The 21,754-nt window shown below is 46.0% G+C and carries 19 protein-coding genes; 1 reads left to right on the top strand and 18 read right to left on the bottom strand.

Annotated elements, in window-relative coordinates; translation table 11 throughout:
* Positions 1 to 48: 48 nt before the first annotated feature.
* The 16 genes from ftsZ to ACWJJX_RS03200 all read right to left on the bottom strand — a co-directional run bounded on the left by ftsZ (position 49) and on the right by ACWJJX_RS03200 (position 20,149).
* Entirely contained in the window at positions 49 to 1,197 is a 1,149-nt protein-coding gene (gene ftsZ / locus ACWJJX_RS03275) for a cell division protein FtsZ (RefSeq protein ID WP_070081790.1), read from the bottom strand.
* A gap of 35 nt (positions 1,198 to 1,232) precedes the next feature.
* Entirely contained in the window at positions 1,233 to 2,546 is a 1,314-nt protein-coding gene (gene ftsA / locus ACWJJX_RS03270) for a cell division protein FtsA (protein ID WP_077722176.1), read from the bottom strand.
* A gap of 548 nt (positions 2,547 to 3,094) precedes the next feature.
* Positions 3,095 to 3,883 (bottom strand): cell division protein FtsQ/DivIB, encoded by a 789-nt coding sequence (locus ACWJJX_RS03265; RefSeq protein ID WP_024085278.1) that lies wholly within the window; start codon positions 3,881 to 3,883, stop codon positions 3,095 to 3,097.
* A 129-nt stretch (positions 3,884 to 4,012) separates the two neighbouring features.
* Positions 4,013 to 4,924, bottom strand: coding sequence for a UDP-N-acetylmuramate dehydrogenase (gene murB / locus ACWJJX_RS03260; RefSeq protein WP_015388267.1), 912 nt, complete (start codon positions 4,922 to 4,924; stop codon positions 4,013 to 4,015).
* Between the two features lie 25 nt (positions 4,925 to 4,949).
* Positions 4,950 to 6,041 (bottom strand): undecaprenyldiphospho-muramoylpentapeptide beta-N-acetylglucosaminyltransferase, encoded by a 1,092-nt coding sequence (murG, locus tag ACWJJX_RS03255; RefSeq protein WP_003154428.1) that lies wholly within the window; start codon positions 6,039 to 6,041, stop codon positions 4,950 to 4,952.
* A 116-nt stretch (positions 6,042 to 6,157) separates the two neighbouring features.
* Positions 6,158 to 7,258, bottom strand: coding sequence for a stage V sporulation protein E (gene spoVE, locus ACWJJX_RS03250; protein ID WP_003154430.1), 1,101 nt, complete (start codon positions 7,256 to 7,258; stop codon positions 6,158 to 6,160).
* A 58-nt stretch (positions 7,259 to 7,316) separates the two neighbouring features.
* Positions 7,317 to 8,672, bottom strand: a complete 1,356-nt coding sequence (murD, locus tag ACWJJX_RS03245; protein ID WP_015388268.1) for a UDP-N-acetylmuramoyl-L-alanine--D-glutamate ligase — start codon at positions 8,670 to 8,672, stop codon at positions 7,317 to 7,319.
* Positions 8,673 to 9,647, bottom strand: a complete 975-nt coding sequence (gene mraY, locus ACWJJX_RS03240; protein WP_007409707.1) for a phospho-N-acetylmuramoyl-pentapeptide-transferase — start codon at positions 9,645 to 9,647, stop codon at positions 8,673 to 8,675.
* A gap of 107 nt (positions 9,648 to 9,754) precedes the next feature.
* Positions 9,755 to 11,227, bottom strand: coding sequence for a UDP-N-acetylmuramoyl-L-alanyl-D-glutamate--2,6-diaminopimelate ligase (locus ACWJJX_RS03235; protein ID WP_454022736.1), 1,473 nt, complete (start codon positions 11,225 to 11,227; stop codon positions 9,755 to 9,757).
* Between the two features lie 195 nt (positions 11,228 to 11,422).
* Entirely contained in the window at positions 11,423 to 13,342 is a 1,920-nt protein-coding gene (locus tag ACWJJX_RS03230) for a stage V sporulation protein D (RefSeq protein WP_003154438.1), read from the bottom strand.
* A gap of 113 nt (positions 13,343 to 13,455) precedes the next feature.
* Positions 13,456 to 15,600, bottom strand: coding sequence for a penicillin-binding protein 2B (gene pbpB / locus ACWJJX_RS03225; protein WP_454022735.1), 2,145 nt, complete (start codon positions 15,598 to 15,600; stop codon positions 13,456 to 13,458).
* A 6-nt stretch (positions 15,601 to 15,606) separates the two neighbouring features.
* A complete protein-coding gene (gene ftsL, locus ACWJJX_RS03220; RefSeq protein ID WP_003154442.1) occupies positions 15,607 to 15,960 on the bottom strand; it encodes a cell division protein FtsL in 354 nt (117 codons plus the stop codon).
* Positions 15,961 to 15,999: 39 nt separating this feature from the next.
* Positions 16,000 to 16,935, bottom strand: a complete 936-nt coding sequence (gene rsmH / locus ACWJJX_RS03215) for a 16S rRNA (cytosine(1402)-N(4))-methyltransferase RsmH (RefSeq protein WP_007409704.1) — start codon at positions 16,933 to 16,935, stop codon at positions 16,000 to 16,002.
* A 69-nt stretch (positions 16,936 to 17,004) separates the two neighbouring features.
* Complete coding sequence (gene mraZ / locus ACWJJX_RS03210) at positions 17,005 to 17,436, bottom strand: division/cell wall cluster transcriptional repressor MraZ (RefSeq protein ID WP_013352164.1); 432 nt, start codon at positions 17,434 to 17,436, stop codon at positions 17,005 to 17,007.
* Between the two features lie 125 nt (positions 17,437 to 17,561).
* Positions 17,562 to 19,181 carry a bacillithiol biosynthesis cysteine-adding enzyme BshC gene (gene bshC, locus ACWJJX_RS03205; RefSeq protein ID WP_454022734.1) on the bottom strand — a complete coding sequence of 540 codons (1,620 nt, stop codon included), beginning with the start codon at positions 19,179 to 19,181 and terminating at the stop codon, positions 17,562 to 17,564.
* An 86-nt stretch (positions 19,182 to 19,267) separates the two neighbouring features.
* Positions 19,268 to 20,149: a 2-dehydropantoate 2-reductase gene (locus ACWJJX_RS03200; RefSeq protein ID WP_353574937.1), complete on the bottom strand. Its 882-nt coding sequence runs from the start codon at positions 20,147 to 20,149 to the stop codon at positions 19,268 to 19,270.
* Positions 20,150 to 20,311: 162 nt separating this feature from the next.
* On the opposite strand from ACWJJX_RS03200, the gene ACWJJX_RS03195 reads away from it, so the two are divergent.
* The gene (locus ACWJJX_RS03195; protein ID WP_015388272.1) at positions 20,312 to 20,794 is read left to right on the top strand and encodes an N-acetyltransferase; all 483 of its coding nucleotides are present in this window, start codon (positions 20,312 to 20,314) and stop codon (positions 20,792 to 20,794) included.
* 40 nt (positions 20,795 to 20,834) lie between these two features.
* On the opposite strand, the gene gerR is transcribed toward ACWJJX_RS03195, so the two are convergent.
* Positions 20,835 to 21,410: a sporulation-specific transcriptional regulator GerR gene (gerR, locus tag ACWJJX_RS03190; protein WP_003154450.1), complete on the bottom strand. Its 576-nt coding sequence runs from the start codon at positions 21,408 to 21,410 to the stop codon at positions 20,835 to 20,837.
* Positions 21,411 to 21,566: 156 nt separating this feature from the next.
* Entirely contained in the window at positions 21,567 to 21,746 is a 180-nt protein-coding gene (gene rpmF, locus ACWJJX_RS03185; RefSeq protein ID WP_003154457.1) for a 50S ribosomal protein L32, read from the bottom strand.
* Positions 21,747 to 21,754 lie beyond the last annotated feature (8 nt).

Genomic DNA, 21,754 nt, shown 5'->3' with positions numbered 1-21,754 from the left:
CACAAAAAAGAAAAAGGACAAAACCATGTGGTCTTGTCCTTTTTTACATCAGCCGCGTTTGTTGCGGTTTCTTAAAAATGTAGGAATGTCGAGAGCATCATCCGCCGGCTGTGATGTATGGCGGTTCACCGTGTTTTGATGCTGTGTTTCTTCTCGTTTCGGCTCACGTTTCGCAGCGTTTTGGCTTTGAGACTTCAATCCTTGGTTTAAATTCGGACGCTGCGGTTTTGAGTCATCTTTTTCCTGTTCGATAAAACCGGTCGCAATAACGGTGACGACGATTTCATCTTTCAGATTTTCATTGATAACTGAACCGAAAATCATATTGACATCAGGGTCAGATGCAGAAGCGACGATGTCGGCTGCTTCCTGCACTTCGTAGAGGCTCAGGTTTGTACCTCCCGTAATGTTCATCAAAACACCTTGCGCTCCGTCGATTGCCGCTTCCAGTAACGGACTGGAGATCGCCTTTTTGGCGGCTTCAGCAGCACGGCTTTCGCCCGTAGCGATCCCGATACCCATCAATGCTGAACCTTTGTTGGACATGATGGTTTTGACATCGGCAAAGTCCAAGTTGATTAAACCAGGCGTTGCGATGAGGTCAGAGATACCTTGCACCCCTTGGCGAAGCACGTTATCAGCTTCACGGAATGCTTCAAGCATCGGTGTGTTTTTATCGACAATTTCAAGAATGCGGTCATTCGGAATAACGATCAGTGTGTCAACGGCTTCTTTCATTGCCGTGATACCGCCTGCAGCCTGCAGCTGGCGTTTTCTTCCTTCAAATGTAAACGGTCTTGTTACGACACCGACAGTCAAAGCGCCTAAGTCCTTTGCGATTTGCGCGATCACCGGTGCGGCTCCCGTTCCGGTACCGCCTCCCATTCCGGCTGTAACGAACACCATGTCAGCGCCTTTTAGCGCTTCTTCGATTTGTTCCTTACTTTCTTCAGCGGCTTTTTTGCCGACTTCCGGATTCGCTCCCGCTCCGAGACCGCGGGTCAGCTTTTCCCCGATCTGCATTTTCACTTCCGCTTTTGACAGGTTAAGAGCTTGCGCGTCCGTGTTTACCGCAATGTACTCTACACCCTGCACTTCATTTTCAATCATTCGGTTGACCGCGTTATTACCGCCGCCTCCTACTCCGATTACTTTAATTGATGCTAAGCCGTCTATGTTTGTTTCGAAATCCAACATGCTAAATCCTCCTAATCTGCCGAATGACTATCAATCTATTCCCAAAACATGCTTAATAGTTTTTTCATTTTGCTCGGTTTGTTGTGTTCGGCTTGTGTTTTTTGTTTTGCTTTTGGACGCTGCTGCGCCTCAGGCCGCTGATGATGTTCTTCTTCGTGAGAGACCGCGATTTCCTGCACGGCTTCTTCCGGCATATGAAAGCCTATTTTTCTTCCCTGAATTCTGGCATTTCGGCAGGCAAATTGTATCAAGCCGACACCCGTCATATACTGAGGGTCTCTTACACCGATATAATTCGGGCTTGCGACCCTTACATTGTGCCTCAGCACTTCCTGTGCCAATGAAAGCACTCCGGGCATTGCGGCCTGTCCGCCGGTCAGCACAAAGCCGCCGGGCAGATCTGTAATTCCCATATGCTCAATTTCGGCTGCGGCAATCTCAAGAATCTCTTCCACTCTTGCTTCAATAATATTGGCAATTTCCTGCTGTGTAAAAGATTGCTTTTGATTCGTTCCTATGACGGTGACTTCAAATACTTCATCTTCTGAAGCCTCATCGTAGAATGCATGTCCGAATTGTTTTTTTACTCTTTCAGCCTCTTCGGTGGAAGTGCGCAATCCGATCGATACATCTTTCGTGATGTTTTCGCCTCCGAGCGGAATGACGGCTGTCTCCTTCAGGTGCCCCTGTTCAAATACCGCCACCGTCGTCGAGCCGCCGCCGATATCAATCATGGCGACTCCGAGGTTTTTTTCGTCTTTTGACAAAGCCGCCGAACCGGCCGCAAGCGGCTGCAGGCAGATATCAGTAATTTCAACGCCCGCTCTCTCCACACAGCGAAGTAAATTATGTAAGATCGTTTTGGAGCCGGTAATCAGCGTGCCTTCTACTTCCAGGCGCACACCGAGCATTTTTTTCGGATCGGTAATTTCGTCTCTTCCGTCAACGATAAACTGTTTCGGAATGACGTCAACGATCAGCTGCTCGTGCGGAACCGACACGACCTGTGCCGCTTCCATTACCCTGCGGACGTCTTCAACGTGAATTTCTTTGTTTTCACTGGAAACAGCGACAACGCCATTCGTATCTTGAATATGAATATAATTTCCATTAACGCCGACAATGGCTTTTTTCAGCGGAAAACCTACCATTCTTTCAGCTTGGTCAAACGCTTTTCTTATAGAATGAACGGTTTCATCTATATCAACGATTGAGCCTTTTTTCAACCCTTCAGACGGTACATTTCCCACTCCGATAATGTTAAGGGAATCATCTGTCATTTCTCCGACGATCACTTTTGTATTGGACGTACCGATGTCAAGACTGACGTAAAGTTCATTGTTGTTCATTCTATGGCACCTCCTCACATTTCGATCAAATTCTATTCTATTATTTGCGGAACAACAATACAATGGATGTGGCTTTACAAGTGTGTAACAAAAACAACAGCATCAACAAATTTCTATCTGATTTCTCACAATTTATGTTTAATGAAACTATTCGTTATATTCTATGTATATCCTCTTTTATATCGCATTTTTTTTATTTTTTTTAGAGACGGACCACCTTACCGTAAGATTTCCTGTCACGGTGCCATAATGTGCAAACCAGATGCAAATATACCCGCTTTCCATTAGTCTACACTAAGATGAACCTCCAGAAAAGCTATAGATATTGCCAGAAACATCCGAAAAAAGAAGAAACAGGAGGAAAATTCCAAATGCAATGCTCATTAAAGAAGACACGCCCATTGCATTGAGAATTTTCCGCTTGTCCGGCAGCCTATCCCAGGCAAAAACAAACATAGTCATAATTATTCCGCTATCGGTTATATCGGCTGCCCCGCTGATTATAATAGATTCTTTTGAATCACCTCTAAATTAGTTCTTTAGAACTATTAATCATTTTCTTTTTTCTTGCCGGATTTACCTTTGTTAAATTCTTCAAAATACGTAGCGACTTCTAAGTGGATAATCCCCTTTTTCCCGCCGTCCAGCTGGGAAACGATAGAAGGATAGGTCTTCATCCGGTCGGCAAATGTTTTAATAGAAGCGGTAACTACATACCCGTCGTTCATATACAGCTTGATCCGGTCCTGATCCATTTTTACCGGTGTATAATAGATTTCAGAAATCGACTGCTTTAGCGAACCGGAAAGCTTATCAAGCTGCTCCGCCATTTTGACCCGCTTTTTCGCGTTTGTCCAGTCAACCAAAATCGGGCCCGCGTCATCCGGCGTGACTTCGTTCGGCAGCACGGTGCCGTTCTCCAGCACTTCATAATACACATCATTCCGCTGCAGATACGCGATCGTCTTGTATTCTTCAATGTGAATGCTGACTTTATTAGGAAATACTTTTGAAAGATCCGCCTTTTTCACCAGTTTATTCTGCTCAATCTTTTCTTCTGTTTTTTTCTTGTTCAGACTCCAGAACTCGGTTTGTCCGTTATGTATATCAGAAAGCGCGTTGATCTCTTTTACAGACACGTTTTCGTTTCCGGAAACGGTGACAGAAGACACTTTGCTGATCGGCATCTGCAAGTACACGATGATCAGCACCATCATAAAAAAGAGCACAATGAATGAAATCAGCCGGCGGTTTGCTTTTTGTTTCCGCTGCTCTTTGATTTTCGGAATCCGCTCTTCAATATTTACGATTTTTTCTCTTTCATGATTTGGGTTCACTGCCTGTCCACCTCACTAAGAATGAAACAGCTTGACATTCGTCTGATTGAAAAACAAACGGCATGCTGTGATGCCGTTTGACATTTGTTAAAAGTATATCACATGAGCTCATGTAAATCAGAGAACCTTTTAACGATTCCCGCCGATGATTTCAACTTCTGTATGCATGTCAACATCATACTGCTCACGGATTGTCTTTTTCACATACTCAATCAGGTCAAGAACGTCCTTGGCAGTCGCTCCGCCGGCATTGACGATAAAATTCCCGTGCATTTCGGATACTTTCGCTCCGCCGATCTGATGTCCTTTTAATCCCGCTTTTTCAACGAGGTTTCCGGCATGATTCGGCAGCGGATTTCTGAATATGCTTCCGGCGCATGGGCTTGAATACGGCTGCGTATTTTTTCTGTAATCTTTGTTCTGCTGCATTTGCGCCGTAATGGCTTCCCGTTCCTTTTGCTCAAGCTGAAGAACTGCCTCGAGACAGACGCCGGGGCGTTTTTTCTGCAAAACAGACGTTCTGTAGCTGAAATCCATCTCTTCGTTTGTCAGCCATTCGATTGTGCCGTCTTCAAATAAGATACGGGCTTTCACAAGAATCTCACTCATATCAGATCCGTGCGCCCCGGCATTCATATAGACGGCCCCGCCGATTGATCCGGGGATGCCCGCTGCAAATTCGAGACCGGACATTCCTTTTTTACTCATGGAAGTCGCAAGCCGGACGACCGAATAGCCGCCTCCGACCGTCACCTGATCACCGTCAATCTCCAAATGATCCAGACCTGCGCCCAGTTTGATGACAACTCCTCTTATGCCTTCATCAAGCACGAGCAGATTTGAACCGCGGCCGATAACCGTCCATGGCAGATCATGTTTCTTCACAATATCCATAATATCTTTGACCGCTTCCACACGGTTGGGGATGATTAAAATGTCCGCCGGACCGCCGATTTTCATCGTTGTATGGTTCGCGAGCGGTTCTTGTTCCAGCACTTTGCCGACTTCGCGGTCTCTTAATTCCTGAATTACGTTCTCCATCATAAACCTCCGCATTCCATTTGCTCTATTTTTTTATGTCTTCCATGATACTGTACAGTCTGGCTGCCGCATCCGGAACACCGAGTGATTTTGTTCGCTCACTCATGTCTTTTAAGGTTTCTTCATTCATGACGATTTTGTCCAGCGCAGCGATCAGTTTTTCTCCGCTGAGCTCGGTTTCCTTCAGTACGATTGCAGCGTCATGCTGGCTGAGCGCCTTCGCATTGACTTCCTGGTGATTGGCTGTCACATACGGGCTCGGAATAAGCACGCTCGGAATGCCGAGAGCGGTGATCTCCGCAATCGTCGTCGCTCCGGCTCTTGCCACAATGACATCAATTGATTGTAAGTACTCCGGCATTTGGTGCAAAAACGGTTTTGTCACCATATTATCAGCGGCTTTTCCGCCTTTCAGCTCAGCCGTTACCTTCTCGTAATGCACTTCCCCGGTAATATAAAGCACTTGGTAAGGTCTCGTTTTCAATTCTTCCTGCATATCTATAACGGCACGATTAATGGGAGCCGCGCCTCTGCTTCCGCCGAAAATGAGCACCGTTTTTTGATTATCTTTCAGCCCGAACTCAGTTAATGAGCGGCCTGTCTTAATTGAGACGACTTCAGAGGCTCTCGGGTTTCCCGTAAACACAACTTTTTCAGCAGGAAAATGTGATTTTGCCTCTTCAAAGCAAATTGCCACCTTATTAACATATTTCGAGAGAAACTTATTTGTGATGCCTGGAAGGCTGTTTTGCTCATGAATGATCGTCGGAATTCCCATTTTTGCGGCCGCGTATACAACCGGACCGCATACATAGCCGCCTGTACCGATAACGGCATCCGGTTTAAACTCTTTTAAATATGATTTGCTTTTCTTCACGCCTTTTAAGAAACGCATGACGGTTTTTACATTTTCAAAAGAAAGTTTTCGTTTGAAACCTGTAATTTCAATGGCGCGGAACGGGATATTTTCCCGTTCAACAATTTTTTTCTCAAGACCGTTCTCTGTTCCGATATACAAAAATTCCACATCCGGATGCCGGCGCTGAACTTCTTTAATAAAGGCCAAAGCCGGATAAATATGTCCTCCGGTTCCGCCTCCGCTTACTGCAATACGCATTCGTATGTCCCCCTTAATCACATAGCGATAACCCTGTTTTTTAGGACAGGGTTATTGATGTTGTCTGTTTTTTTATAGATAACGAATAGATCATGAGTGATGAGGCAAGATACAGATCAATACCTCGAGTACCGGCTGACATTTAAAAGCACGCCGACCGCTGCGAGCATCAGCGTCAGTGATGAGCCTCCGTAGCTTAAAAACGGCAGCGTAATTCCTGTTACCGGGATCAGCCCCGTCACAACGCCGATATTAATCATGACTTGAATAGCTATCATAGAAATAATACCGATGGCGACAAAGCTTCCGTATAAATCCGGCGCGCCGAGGGCAATCCTGACGCCCCGCCATAATAAAATACTGAACAGCAGCAATATGAGCGAACCGCCGATAAAGCCGAGTTCCTCAGATAAAATAGCAAAAATGAAATCGGTTTGCGGCTCCGGCAGGTAAAAAAACTTTTGCCGGCTTTGGCCGAGCCCCATCCCGAACAGTCCCCCCGGACCTACGGCATAGAGCGACTGAATGATCTGAAATCCGCTTCCAAGCGGGTCCTCCCACGGGTTTAAGTAAGAGGTAATCCGTTTAATCCGATAAGGAGCGGACAGAACAAGCGCCGCAAATCCGCTTAAACCGATGAGTCCGAGAAACGCGAAATGAGCGATTCGCGCACCGGATACAAAAATCATCACGATGCACGTACCCACCATTACCGTCCCCGTTCCCAGGTCCGGCTGGCACATAATAATAATAAATGCAGAAAACACGATTCCGAGCGCGGGAACGAATCCGCGTCTGAATGACGTAATATTCTTCTGTTTTTCAGAAAGAAATTTAGCCAGAAACGCAATCATCGCGAGTTTCATAAACTCCGAAGGCTGAATGCTGAACGCTCCCACTCCGATCCAGCTTCTTGAACCGTTCCGCACCATTCCGACTCCCGGAATCAGCACAAGCACAAGCAGAAAAAAACAAATGATCAGAAGCAGCTTCGACCATGTGCGCCATGTCCAATAATCCACATTCATAATGAAAAACATGGCAATGACGCCGATCCCCGCAAACAGCAGCTGCCGTTTTGCGAAGAAAAACGAGTCGTCAAATTTATAATCCGCCCATACCGCACTTGCACTGTAGACCATAATTAATCCTATTGTTAAAAGCAATAACGTAATAATAACTAATAACAAATCAGGCGCTGTTTTTTTAGTAGTCAAAGCAATCGACACCCCAAGCATAAGTCATTTAGGGCTGCCGATGAACAGAGACAAGCCCTTACTTAAGCATATGCACGGCATCTATAAACATGTCACCGCGTTCTTCAAATGTTTTGAACTGATCCCAGCTTGCACACGCGGGTGACAAGAGGATGACGTCTCCTTCATTTGAGAGCGCAAACGCCGCAGATACTGCTTGTTCAACATTATCGACACGTTTGACATGTTGTATTCCCAGCTCATTGCCCAGTTTTTCTATCTTCGGCGCTGTCTGTCCGAACGTCAGGACCGCTTTGACATTGTCCATATACGGTTTCAGATCGTCAAAACCGTTGCCGCGGTCCAGTCCGCCTGCAAGCAGAATAACCGGTGCTTTGAACGCGGAGAGCGCTTTGCTTGTGGCCAAAATATTCGTCGCTTTGCTGTCATTATAAAATTTACGATTCCGGATCGCTGTTACATACTGCAGACGGTGTTTGACACCGGTAAAGCTTGTCAGCACCTTCTGAATCGCTTTATTAGACGCGCCCGCCGTTTTTGCCGCGGCTACAGCGGCCAATATATTTTCTAAATTGTGCGCGCCCGGCAGCACGATGTCATCAACAGGCAGAATCGCTTCATCGCCGAACATCAGCATTCCGTCTTTAATAAATGCGCCGCTTGACAGTTCCTGATGAACTGAAAACGGAACGGTGCCGGCTTTTCCGCTTTCGGCAAGCCGCACGACTGTTTCATCGCTTTGATTCACGATGGCCGTATCACTCTCAAGCTGATGAAGATACACGTTCTGCTTGGCTTTTTCATAGTTTTCACGGCTGTGATGGTAATCCAAATGAGCGTCGAACACATTTAAAATCAGGCCGATTTCAGGTCTGAACGCATGAGTCCCCATAAGCTGGAACGAAGAAAGCTCTGTGACGATCCATTCATCACCGTCAGCATGATAAGCCACTTCACTGGCGACAGTGCCGATATTCCCTGCGATCAGCGCCTTTATCGAGTCAGCTTTCAGCATTTCATAAATCAGGGTCGTCGTTGTTGTTTTCCCGTTTGAACCTGTAATGCCGATGAATTTTGCATTGGTGATATAATACGCAAGCTCGATTTCCGTCCAGACCGGGATGCCTCTTCTTTGCGCTTCCTCCACCATGATATTTTCATACGGGATTCCGGGGTTTTTGATCAGAATGGTAATGTGATGCTGATCAAAAAGTGACGTCGGATGCTCACCGCAGATGACCTCGATTCCTCTTTCTGAAAGCCTTTTGGCAGGTTCGTTCTCTTCAAAGGCTTTTTGATCATTCACGACGACGTTAATGCCTTTTTCATGAAGAATCGACGCAGCCGCATATCCGCTTTTCGCCAGTCCGAGGACCAGAAAGTTTTGTTTTTGCAAAAAAAGTTCGTTTTCCACTTATAACCACACCTCGATGTAAATTCCTAAAACGGCAAGCAGCAGTCCCGCAGTCCAGAATGTGACGACAACTCTCCATTCAGACCATCCGACCAATTCGTAATGGTGGTGAAGCGGACTCATCTTAAAGATTCGTTTTCCTGTCGTTTTAAAGCTGATGACTTGTAAGATAACAGATAAGGTCTCAATAACAAAAACTCCGCCGATAATGACGAGCAGAATTTCAAGCTTCGTCAGAATGGCAACGGTCACGATCGCTCCTCCGAGCGCAAGCGAACCGGTATCCCCCATAAATACTTTGGCGGGATGGGCGTTGAATACAAGAAAACCGAGAACGGCGCCGACAACGGCAACCGAGAAAATCGCAACGTCATATTGTGACTGGTTCCACGCAAGGATGGCGAAAGCGCCGAATGCGATAGCCGCGGTACCGGACAAGAGACCGTCCAGACCGTCTGTCAGGTTGACGGCATTTGAACCTCCGACAAGCATAAAGAGAACGAGGATAAAGTATCCCCAGCCGAGATCGATTGACAGATGTGTGCCCGGCACCCTGATGCCGGTTGAAAAATGGCAATAATGATATACTCCGTAAAATACAATGGCAATAATGATCTGGCCGATCAATTTCTGCTTCGACGTCAATCCGAGATTCCGTTTCATTACTACTTTAATATAGTCATCCAGAAAGCCCAGCAGGCCGTATCCGATCGTAACAAACAGCAGAAGAAACATTTCCGCGCTCAGATGCGAAAATTTCTGCGTCATGACAATCGCCGTAATGGCGATGGATACGATAATCATGACCCCGCCCATCGTCGGCGTCCCTGATTTTTTCATATGTGATTTCGGCCCCTCTTCCCTGATACTTTGGCCGAATTTTAAACGTCTTAAAAACGGGATAAGAATCGGAGATATCAGAACACTGATTAAAAATCCCATTATTATTGTAAATAAAATCACTTGCTCAAGCATTGCTCTTTTCTCCTCCCGTTTCGTTCAAACGACATACGTATTTATCATATTCACATTGTGTCCCCGTAATTCTTTTCATTTCCCTCATTCTAACACTCTTTCCTGTTTTACTTTTTATTCAGCTCAACAATAGCTCTTCCCGCTACTTCGGCGTCATCAAAGTCGAATGTTTCATTGCCGATCTGCTGATAGGTTTCATGCCCTTTCCCGGCAATCAGAACCACATCTCCCTTTTTCGCGTTGGCAATGGCAAAAAAGATAGCCTGCTCGCGGTTTGCGATACTGTGATAGTAGGTGCCTTCTACCCCTCTTTCCATATCTCTTAATATGGCCAGCGGGTCTTCGCTTCTCGGGTTATCTGAAGTGAAAATCGGTTCGTCGGCAATCCGCACCGCAATTTCCGCCATTTTCGGGCGTTTCGTTTTATCCCGGTCTCCGCCGCAGCCGACGACGACGAAAAGCTTGCCCTCTGTCATGTCTTTGCATGTATTCAGAACGTTTTCCAGACTGTCAGGCGTGTGCGCGTAATCGACGATCACAGGAAACGGCTGATTATGATTCACCAGTTCAAACCGGCCTCTGACACCTTGCAGCTCTTCAAGAGCGCTTGTGATCGTATCAAACGGCAGACCCGCTGCGATCGCTGTCGCCGCTGCAGACAGTACGTTATACACGTTGAAGCGGCCGACGAGTGAAACCGTGATCTGCTTTGTTCCTTTTGGCGTAACGAGTTCAAAACTTGTGCCTTGCGCAGAGATCTCGATTTGTTTCGCCATGACATCGGCATCGTTCTCGATTCCGTATGTAAGGATGTGCGCCGCCGTCACTTTTTCAAAGTAAGCACTGGCTTTGTCATCTGCGTTTAAAACTGCCCGCTTTGGCTTTTCATGGTTAAAGGAGCCGCCCAGCTGGGAAAACAGGAGGCTTTTAGCCTGTCTGTAGTCTTCCATCGTCTTGTGATAGTCTAAATGGTCCTGCGTCAGGTTCGTGAATACGGCAATATCATAATCGCAGCCGTGAACCCTGCCGAGTGACAGAGCGTGAGAAGACACTTCCATAATAGCTGTGTCAACATGCTCATCATTCATTTTCTTGAACGTTTTTTGCAGTGTGACGCTTTCGGGCGTTGTATTTTTGACCGGGAATGTCTCATCCCCGATTTTAATGTACATCGTTCCGATTAAACCGGTCTGTCTTCCCGCTTTTTTGAAAATCTCATCAACCATGTGCGTCGTTGATGTTTTGCCGTTTGTGCCGGTGATGCCGATAAGCTGAAGCTGCTTTGTCGGCTGCCCGTAAAACGCGTCAGAAAGAACGCTGAGCGCCCGCTGTGACCGGCGGACGATAATGACAGGGACATCGACGTCAAGCTCTTTCTCGGCAACGATGGCCGCTGCGCCGTTTTCTGCGGCTTTTTGAGCGAAATCATGTCCGTCTACCGTATACCCTTTTATACACACAAAAAGACTCCCTTTTCTCACTTCCCTGGAGTCCATCTCAATTGAAGTTATGTCAGGGTCATGAAAGTCATTTTGAACAGGTTCGGCCATTAAATATGTAAGCAGCTTTGTAAGTTTCATTGTATCAAACCTCTCAGAAATTCTATTCATTCTTTTATCATGATAACCGTTTATAAAAGTCAGAATGGCTTTTAAACATACAGTTCATATTTTAGCGTAAATAAAAGGATACATCCAGTTAATCTTAAAAGTTATCTTCTTTTTTTCTCTTTATGATAAAAGGCAGCCGAAAACAATCGGCTGCCTCAAAAAGACTCATTCTTCACTCAAGTAAACACGGATCTTTGAGCCTTCTTTTACTTTCGTTCCGGCTGCAGGTGATTGTTTCACAATTTTGCTTCCTTTTCCTGAGGAGTCAATATTCAAATTGACAAGCAGCGACTCAAGATCAGAGACAGACATCCCTACAACATTCGGAACCTCTATTGTTTTTGTGTCGTTCCATTGATATTTTTTCTCGATTTGATTTTTTCGCGGTTTCACGCCGAGCTCCGGCAGACTGTCTCTCATCATATTTCCGACAATCGGCGCGGCGACGGTTCCCCCGAATTGAATCGTGCCTTTCGGATTATCAACCGCGACATACACGACAAGGCTCGGGTCATCAGCCGGCGCAAAACCGATAAAGGAGACGATATGGTTGTTTTCGAGATATTTGCCGTCTTTGACCTTTTGTGCGGTACCTGTTTTTCCGCCGACGCGATATCCTTCCACAAAGGCATTCCGCCCCGTTCCCTGAGCGACGACGCTTTCTAAAGCATATCTGATCTGCTTTGACGTTTCCTGGGAAATAACTTGTCTTTTCGCAATCGGCGATTGTTTCTTAACGGTTTTTTTCGTAACGGGATCAACCCACTCTTTGGCGATAAACGGAGTATAAAGCGTTCCGCCGTTTATTGCTGCGGAAACGGCTGCCACCTGCTGAATCGGCGTGACGGAAACCCCTTGTCCGAAAGCGGTTGTCGCCTGTTCGACCGGGCCGACTCTGTCAAGCGGGAATAAGATCCCCGTTCCTTCCCCTTGCAGATCAATGCCTGTTTTCTTTCCAAAGCCGAAGTCCTTAATATATTGAAACAGCTTTTGTTTTCCGAGCCGTTCCCCCAGCTGTACAAACCCAGGGTTGCAGGAATTTTGAACGACTTCAAGATAAGATTGCGAACCGTGGCCGCCCTTTTTCCAGCATCGGAGGCGGGCGCCGTCAACCTCGGCAAATCCTTTGTCATAAAAGTGGTCTCTTTGCAAGTTTACTTTTTGCTCTTGGAGAGCCGCCGCAAGCGTAATAATCTTAAAGGTCGAACCCGGTTCATATGTGCTCCATACCGGCAGGTTCCGGTTGTAAACGGACGGATCTACGGATTGATAGTCAGCCGGATCAAAATCAGGACGGCTTGACATACCGAGCACTTCCCCGTTTTTCGGATTCATTGCGACCGCAATCATTCCGTCTGGGTTATATTTCGCCGCTGCATTGTCGAGCTCTCTTTCTATAATCGTCTGAACCTTGGCGTCAATCGTCAATTTCATATCAAGTCCGTCTTTCGGAGGGGTGTAATCATCCGCTTCATCAGGCATTTTCTTCCCCTTGGCATCCGTATAAAATTTCACTGATCCCTTTACACCTTTTAAGTCATCATCATAATAAGCCTCCAATCCAAGAAGGCCCTGGTTATCAATACCGGCAAAACCGAGAACATGGGACAAAAAGCTTCCGTACGGATAATGGCGGATGCTGTCTTCAGCCACATAAACCCCTTTTAAGTCAAGCGCTTTGATTTCTTTCGCTTTTTTATTGGAAATTTTCCGCCCCTCGGGTGAGATTTTTTCGATGGAGGTTTTCTTAGTAATGTGTTTGTAGACCTTCTCTTCCGACATATTTAAAACTGACGCGAGAAGCTTGCCCGTTTTTATGGGATTTTGAATCTGGCGCGGTACGACAAAGACGGTCGGCGCGCTTTTATTCGTAGCCAGCTTCACGCCGTTTCGGTCAAGGATCTCTCCCCGCTCAGGCTCAAACGGCAAATTCCGGCTCCAGGAATCCTTAGCCAAAGAAGTCAGCTTTTCCCCCATCACAAATTGGACATAGCCTAATCTGCTGTCAATGATCAAAAAAATGATTACGCCAAAAAGCAAAACCAGTAATAAACGTTTTCGAACCGTTACATTTGAAACGCGCAAGGGACCGTCCACTCCTTATTTAGGCTTGTTTCAATTTATGCCTCAGCTTGGACACATAGAACGGCCGCGCATAAAAAAGAAGCCCGCGGGCATCCGCGGACTTCTCTGTCCCGTTAATCAGGATTTTTAAATTTCACCTTAATCACGGTATTTTCTTTCAGTTCTTTGCCTTTTTTCACACTTTGGCTTGAAGCGTAACCTTCACCGCTCACATCGATGTGAATGCCTGATACTTTGCTGAATTGAAGCACTTCCCGTCTCGACCATCCGGACATATCCGGCATCGTCATCTTTCCGTCTGTTTTCAAGAAGATTTTCTGATTGGTGATCACATCTTCTCCGGCTGTCGGATACTGCTCTTTTACGGCAACATCGCTGCCGATGACAATCGGTGTGAGGTGTTCATTTTTCGCTTCCTTCTCAGCGCCCGTGACCGTTTTATCTGTCAGGTCAGGCATCTTTTGGCTTTTCGTTTCTTCCTGACCGGAATCTGTTTTTTCCGTCGGTTCGATATTCATGTAGTGGAGGCTGTTTTTCATCGTCGGGTTAAAGATTTCCGCGACAGGATCAGAGCTGCTTTGACCCGCTTTTAACTGCGGCTGCTGCACGGCTACATAGATGACGAGCTTAGGATCATTTTTCGGCGCCATGCCCATGAATGAAAACACATAGTTGCTCGTTCCCCTTAAATATCCGCCCGTCCCGGCGATTTGTGCGGTTCCCGTTTTACCCGCGACGTCAAAACCTTCAATTTTATAAGGTTTCCCCGTTCCGATGTCTGATGTCACGACTTCTCCGAGCAGGTTCCGGACTTTTTTCGCCGTATCGGCTGAAATCGGCGTGCCTACTTGCTCTGGTTTTGTCTGCTTGACGACTTTTTTCGTATCGGGGTCGACAATATGATCAATGACGTAAGGTTTCATCATTTTGCCGTTATTAGCAATCGCCGTGACGGCCTGAAGCTGCTGGATCGGTGTTATCGCCGATGCTTGGCCGTAAGCCGTAGACGCTTTGTCAAAATCATATTTGTAGTTAATTTTACTTGATACTTCACCGGGCAGATCAATCCCTGTTTTTTGATAGAGCCCGAATTTGTGCAGGTACTCATTAAACCGGTCAAACCCCAGTTTTTCGTTGGCCAGTTTGGCGAAAGCAACATTCGATGACCTCATGAGGCCGTCATGGAAGCTTGTCATACCCCATCCGGCGCCATCGTTCCAATCTTTAACAGGTTTGCCTCCCACTTTATATGTTCCTGATTTATATTTCTCGTTTGCGGAAAACACATTTTCCTGAATCGCCGCGGCAAGCGTAAAGATCTTCATCGTTGAACCCGGTTCATACGCGTACGACACTAAGTCGTTGTAATAATTGGTGACGTTTCTGATATTCGGGTCAAAACTCGGACGCTGCCCCATCGCAAGCACTTTGCCTGTTTTCGGTTCTACGACAGCCGCCATAATTTTTTTCGGTTTATATTTTTCCGCTACTTTCGTCATGCTGTCTTCTAGAAAGGTTTGAATTTTCTGATCAATGGTTAAATATACATTGTCACCGTTTTTAGGTGCGGTGATTTTTTCCTTGCTGTTCGGAAGTTTCCAGCCGGATTTATCACTTTCGTAAGTGACGGACCCGTCACGTTCCGTCAGATAGTTATTCAGTATTTTTTCAAGCCCTAAAGAGCCTTGTATCTCGTTTGTTTTTTCATTCACATCGGCATAGCCGAGAACATTTGACAAAAATATACCGTTCGGATAGTAGCGCTTCGTATCTCTTAAGAAAGAAATACCCGGAAGATCCATTTTTTCGATCTTTTGTTTTTTCGCATAAGAGATATCGCGGCCGGCTGAACCGAATTCCACCTGCTTCGCGCCATTCCTGTTTAAGATGTCCAGAATCTCGCTTTTATCAAGATTGATAACGGTCGCCAGTTTTCCCGCCGTTTTCTCTTTGTCTTTGACATGCTGAGGATGCTTCGGATCACTCGTCATTTTTTTATCAAGCACGGCAATGAGCTTATATGTCGCCGTGTCCTCTGCAAGCACTTTGCCCTTCCGGTCAAGAATAGAGCCGCGGCTCGCTTCTATCGTCCGCTTTTTTTCGTGCTGCTCGGTCGCTTTTGTTGCAAGTTCTACACCGTTTGCTTTACCGGTTAATTGAATGTACGCCATTCTCCCGAGAATGACAAAGAAAAAGAGAGCGAAACAAATACTGAGTATCGCTGCTCCTCTGTTCATAAACTTATTTTTTTTCGGCATGGGTTATCATTCCTGTATGTTTTTCACTTTTTTATCTTTCAGATTCAAACCGTGCTTTTTAGCGATATCCATCAGGCGCTGCGGCTGGCTTAAGTCAGCCGCCGTCTTTTCGAGATCACCGATCTGCTTATTCTTCTCAGATACTTTCTCCTCCAGTTTTTGCACCTCAATATTGGATTGGTACGCTGCGTATGCCTTTGATACGATAAACATTGATGTGGAGAGAACGGCAATGGCAAACAGGACGAGCAGCACCTTTTCCCCGAGTGTAATGGAAGCCCTCTTTTTGACAATCACCTTTTTTTCGGGACTTATCACTGGCCGTTGTTGTTTTTCCTGCTGGTAAGCTAAGTTGCTCATAGGCTGATGACCTCCTTTAATGTTGTCATTTGCTGCCCGTTATTTTCGTTTCTCCGCAATGCGGAGCTTCGCTGACCGGGCGCGGTTATTTTCTTCAAGCTCCTCTTTTGATGCCGTAATGGGCTTTCTCGTAATCAGTTTTAATTCCGGTTCAAATTCTTCCGGTATCACGGGAAGACCCGGAGGCAGTTCGGGAAGTGATGATTTTTCCTTGAATGTCGTCTTGCACATTCTGTCTTCCAGCGAGTGAAAAGTGATCACAGACACCCTTCCGCCCGGCTTCAGCACCTCTATCGCTTGCAAGAGGGCCTCTTCAAATACTTGAAGCTCGTCGTTTACGGCGATTCGAATGGCTTGGAATACACGTTTGGCCGGATGACCTCCGCTTCTTCTTGCCGGAGCCGGTATCGCGTCCTTTATTAGATCGACCAGTTGGCCGGTTGTTTGAATAGGCGATTTTTCTCTTGCCTCTTCAATTTTCCGGGCGATCTGCTTGCTGAATTTTTCTTCTCCGTATTTAAAGAAAATCCTCACAAGGTCCTCATACCGCCATTCATTTACGACTTCTTTCGCCGTAAGAGCGGCCGACTGGTCCATCCTCATGTCCAGCGGTGCGTCATGATGATAACTGAATCCCCGTTCCGGTGTATCAAGCTGCGGAGAGGATACTCCTAAATCAAATAAAATTCCGTCGACACTCGTAATGCCGTGTTCATGTAAACACTCTTTTAAATAACGAAAGTTGCTTTTTACCAGAATGAGCTGTCCTTTGTATTCGGACAATGTTTTCTTTGCGTTTTCAAGTGCCGTGTCATCTTGGTCAAAGGCGATCAAGCGTCCTTTTTCCGATAATTGCTGCAATAAATATGTACTGTGCCCGGCGCCGCCAAGGGTGCAGTCCACATAGGTTCCGTCCGGTTTGATATTTAAACCGTCGACGGTTTCACGAAGAAGTACTGTCTTATGCTGAAACATTTGTGTCGGTCCCACCTTTATCAGGAATGAATTGAATTGTCAGTTGTTGTTGTGATGCACGAAGATCCATTATATATCAAATCCAATCATGTTTTCAGCAATTTCAGCGAATGAATCTTCTTGCTCTTCTGTGTATTGTTCCCATATTACCTTACTCCACAATTCAATTCGATTGGAAACCCCGATGACAACACATTCTTTTTCCAGTTTTGCGTAATTCAGAAGAGATGACGCAATATTAACCCTTCCCTGCTTGTCCAGTTCGCATTCGGTCGCACCGGAAAAAAAGAATCGGGTAAATGCGCGGGCGTCTTTTTTGGTGAGCGGCAGAGCCTTCAGCTTTTCTTCAATCAGCTTCCATTCATTCATCGGATAGCCGAAAAGGCATTGGTCAAGTCCTCTTGTCAGCACAAACTGCTCACCGAGGCCTTCTCTGAATTTTGCGGGTACGATCATGCGGCCCTTTGCATCAATTGTATGCTGGTATTCACCCATAAACATGATAAGGACCCCCACTTTCTCCCCTAAACTCACCACTATCCGCCACTTCTCTCCACAACCTCATTTTACACTGTTTACACATAAAAAAAAACCCTGAACTATTCAGGGTTCTTTAAAACTTTATTTCAAAGTTTGACAATCTGATGTTGGTTTTGAAAAGAAAATGGCAGATGTTTGAAGGTTGTGAAGAATTTTGGACCGTAACGGTTCAAATAATACATTACATTCCAAATCCGTTCCTGCGGAGCGCCGAGCGGTCTGATGCTGTTTTGGATTCTTTCATAGTCACGCAGCACAAAACCTTCTTTTGCTTCAATTCTTTTCGTTACCGTCCGTTCTAAAAACAAGAGCTGATCCTGAATGAAGGCGGCATTCTTCTGTAAGAGCGGCTCAAGGCTTGAATCGACCTTCAGCGCTTCGTTCCTTGCACGTTTATGGACGGCTTCAATCTGCGACTTCGCCTGTTCCATTACAGAAGAAAACTCTTCCGGAATCTGCTCTTCAAAATAAGTGTCTTTCAGGTGTCCGGTGCCGTGTTCGATCGCTTCCTGAAGCGGGATATTCCGTTCTGAAAGCTTCTTTTCAATATGGCGCTCAAGAATCGTAATGTTCAGTCTCGGCACTACCGGAGTCATGCGAAAGCCCATTAATGAGAAAGCCTGCTTCAGCTCACCCCAATAATTGATCTCCCCCGGTCCCGCGATAAACGCCAGAGTCGGGATGAGAAACTCCTGCATAAGCGGCCTTGTCACAACGTTATTGCTGAAACATTCCGGTTTTTCTTCCATATGGGTATGAAGCTCGTCGTTCGTCCACTTCAGGTCAAGCTCCTTAATGACAAAAACGCCGTTTTCTTTTTCAATTAAGAAACGCTCTCCCTCGTGTTCGTAAAACAGATTGGCCTGATCTTTGTCCGATTCAATAATCGGGTGATAACCGGCTTCCCGCATAAGACGCTGCTGGTCTGACACGGCTTTGGCAAGCTCGTGATTGTGTTTTAAAATCTGCTGAAACATACCCGTTTCCAGCTTTTTAATCCCCGGATCTCCCGAATTCATCAGAATAAGGCCTTCTTCTTGAAACAAGTCGGCGATCAACAGCTCAAAAAAGTCCGTGAACGTCTCTGATGAGCGTAAACATCGCTTCACGTTTTGAAGGAGTGTGTTTGTGTGATCCGTTTCCTCAAAAGCAGCGAACACTTCATCAATCCAAGCCGCGCATTTTTCCTGATCAAGCTCGGTTTTAGCCGCCGATGTTTTTTTCCAGTACGACTGCGGCAGTTTCCGCTTCACCGGACCTTTATTCTCTGTTGACGTATGCACATAATTAATTTCTTCCAGATCGTGATCTTCACCGGCCACCCAGAAGATCGGAGCGACAGGAATCTGCAGCGCCTCTTCCTGCTGTCTGGCAAGTACGATAATGGAGATAATTTTATGTATGGTGTAAAGAGGCCCTGTTAAAAGACCGGCCTGCTGGCCGCCTACAACCGCTGCGCTTTTTGGATCTCTCAGTTTTTCGATGGAGGCCTGCATGGCGTCGGAATGAAATTTTTCGTGATAGGAGGATAAATAATCCGCTAATTCCTCTCTGGCAAACGGCCGCGAAGAGAGGTCATGAAGCCGCTTTTGCCATACGTCCTCTGAATGAATATCATAATCAAAAAATGAAGACATGTTTTCTCCATCTATATAGTGCTGCACAAACTTATTTTGACTTTTGATGGAAAGTTCAGTTAGCTGCATCTGTCTGGAACTTCCTTTCTCCAATAAATAGTTAGGTTTCCGAAATGAGTATAGCATGTTACCGGAAAACCTCAAAAGACTTTGTTTCAATTTCTTTCTAACGCTTTTATGCTGCGGTGTAAAAACGTGAGATGAACGGCCGGCAATCCGCGGCTTTCCGCTTCTTTTACAAGATAGCCGATAATCGCATCGGCCTCTGTCCGCCTGCCTGCCATGATATCGACGAGCATGGAAGAATGATTTTTTTCCGTCAGTCTGCAAACTTCGCAAACCTTGTTCCACGCTTTTTCTCTATCGGCGAGGCCAAGTATTGTCTCCGCTTCTTCAAACACGTTTCTCATATATTTTTTGTAAGCGTCATTTCTTAACAGCTCTCCGTTTTTCACGCGCAGCAATGCAGTTAACGGGTTGATGCATACATTGATGATCAGTTTTCCCGTTAAAAGCCGATACCAGTCGTTTTCATCATATACGGGAAAATCCCGGTGCATGCCGGAAAAGATGCTTTTGAGCGTTTCCGGCCGGGATGCGCTGAATACACTCCATCTTACGGCTCCCGCTCCCGTATGTTCAACGGCATGATCCGATATCTTTTTTGCTCCGTGCTCAACTGTGCCGGCATAAAGCGAATGATCCGTATGCCAATCTCTAATGTCGTGTATGTGTCCCATGCCGTTTTGCAAAAACAGCACATTCGTCCCTTTTACCGTCTCAAGATCCCGCAGCACAGCACTGAGCTGGTGCTGTTTAACGGCTGAGATTAAGAGGTCGAATCCGGAAGTGATGCCTGTTTGCGCTCTGCATGCCGCCGTACATTCTATTCCGTCTTTCAAAAGCCGTATACCGCCTGAGTTAATCGCATCAGCTTGCTCCGTCCGCCGCGTAATGACCGTTACCTGATGGCGGGACGATAAGTAGTAAGCACATAAAAGGCCTACCGCTCCGCCGCCGATAATTCCGATTTTCACACTGTCACACCCTATATCTGCATTTTTCCATATTATCATAGCAGAAGCCGCCGCAAATTACTTCAATTTCGTTTTGAGCAAAAAGACAGGCAAGCATATTATAGTTGGAATTTTCAATTAAAGCGTTTACAATAATGGTAGAACACAACAAAGGGGGAGTTTGTGTTGAAAATAGAGCGCCTGCTCATCAACTTTAAGACACTCGAAGAATTTAAAAGGTTTAAGGAATACGGGATGCAGGAGCTGTCGATGCTTGAAGATCTTCAGGATAATATCATTGAAAATGACAGCACCTCGCCTTTTTACGGGATTTACTTCGGGGATAAACTAGTGGCGAGAATGAGTTTATATCAGGTAAACGGAGGCGCGAATCCGTATTTTGATCAGCGTCAGGACTTTTTGGAACTTTGGAAGCTTGAGGTTCTTCCGGGCTATCAAAACAACGGATACGGAAAAGCGCTTGTTGATTTTGCAAAATCCTTCAGAATGCCGATCAGGACAAATTCACGCATGAAATCAGCAGAATTCTGGGATAAGATGAATTTTGAGCCCGTTAAATATGATATGGCGCGTGATAAAGGAGAAAATCCTTACATCTGGCATCCCGATATGGACGGTGAAATGACATCCGGAGAAACGGCATAATAAAAAACCGGCCGGGCCGCCGCCCTCAGGCCGGTTCATTTTACAGGCTCTGCGCCGATTTCCTGTCGTCTTCTTTTGAATTGACCATCCTTCTCGCTCTGTCCATAATGTCAATTAACGCTTTATAATCTTCTTCCGTCATCTCCAGCTTGTTTCTCAAGCTTTCATTTTCCTCACGCAGATCCTCGACTTCTTTTTGCAGCGCGGTCAGCTGTTCTGTGAGTTTTTCTTTTTCATGACGAACATCCGCTGCGGCCGGCGACTCTTTAAATTGCTGAAGAAACAAAATGACATCATCAATGGACAGCTCTTTTTCTCCTTCCGCCCTGCGGATCGGAGGCTGTTTGACGGTTCCCGGCAGATTGGCGGAATGCACCCCGATCTGCTTTCTTAATTCCTTCCGCTGTTTTTTCGCCAGTTCTATCCCTGACTGATATTGTTTTCTGACATAAGAATTCCATCTGAACCCGCAGGCGGCAGCCGTTCTCGTCAGCGCTCTGCCGACTTCTTCAAAAGCGGAAAGCTGGGTCCCGCCTTCCCGAATATGCCTGAGCACCACTTCGGCCAGCAGCAAATCTTCATCTTGCGTCCACGCGTCTTGTCTCGTTATCGTCAATCGTATCTCCCTCCATATTTGCTCATTTACCTCATACATATGCCGCTGATAGATTAGATAGACTACTGGCGCTCACAATTTTTTCGGCGGAAGCAGGCCGGAGGGGCAAAAAAAGAAAAGCGCAGGAACCGAGATTCCCGCGCTTTTCTTCATACATTAATTGCTTTTAACATTTATGTCTTTGCCGTTGTATGATCCGCATGCTTTACATACACGGTGAGACAATTTCATCTCTCCGCATGACGGGCATTCTGTCATACCAGGTACATTTAGTTTGAAATGTGTACGGCGCAATCTTTTTTTCATTTTAGAAGTTCTTCTAAAAGGTACAGCCATTATTCCCA

The organism is Bacillus sp. YH3-2-B2, from assembly GCF_053663335.1.
Note: the sequence above shows the minus strand (reverse complement) of the source record. Positions and strands in the feature narration are given on the sequence as shown.

Excerpts from the sequence above, each read along its gene's own strand:
- ftsZ (WP_070081790.1), bottom strand. The coding sequence starts at position 1,197 with ATGTTGGATTTCGAAACAAACATAGACGGCTTAGCATCAATTAAAGTA.
- ftsA (WP_077722176.1), bottom strand. The coding sequence starts at position 2,546 with ATGAACAACAATGAACTTTACGTCAGTCTTGACATCGGTACGTCCAAT.
- murB (WP_015388267.1), bottom strand. The coding sequence starts at position 4,924 with ATGGAGAACGTAATTCAGGAATTAAGAGACCGCGAAGTCGGCAAAGTG.
- murG (WP_003154428.1), bottom strand. The coding sequence starts at position 6,041 with ATGCGTATTGCAGTAAGCGGAGGCGGAACCGGAGGACATATTTATCCG.
- mraY (WP_007409707.1), bottom strand. The coding sequence starts at position 9,647 with ATGCTTGAGCAAGTGATTTTATTTACAATAATAATGGGATTTTTAATC.
- ACWJJX_RS03235 (WP_454022736.1), bottom strand. The coding sequence starts at position 11,227 with ATGAAACTTACAAAGCTGCTTACATATTTAATGGCCGAACCTGTTCAA.
- pbpB (WP_454022735.1), bottom strand. The coding sequence starts at position 15,600 with ATGCCGAAAAAAAATAAGTTTATGAACAGAGGAGCAGCGATACTCAGT.
- ftsL (WP_003154442.1), bottom strand. The coding sequence starts at position 15,960 with ATGAGCAACTTAGCTTACCAGCAGGAAAAACAACAACGGCCAGTGATA.
- rsmH (WP_007409704.1), bottom strand. The coding sequence starts at position 16,935 with ATGTTTCAGCATAAGACAGTACTTCTTCGTGAAACCGTCGACGGTTTA.
- mraZ (WP_013352164.1), bottom strand. The coding sequence starts at position 17,436 with ATGTTTATGGGTGAATACCAGCATACAATTGATGCAAAGGGCCGCATG.
- bshC (WP_454022734.1), bottom strand. The coding sequence starts at position 19,181 with ATGCAGCTAACTGAACTTTCCATCAAAAGTCAAAATAAGTTTGTGCAG.
- rpmF (WP_003154457.1), bottom strand. The coding sequence starts at position 21,746 with ATGGCTGTACCTTTTAGAAGAACTTCTAAAATGAAAAAAAGATTGCGC.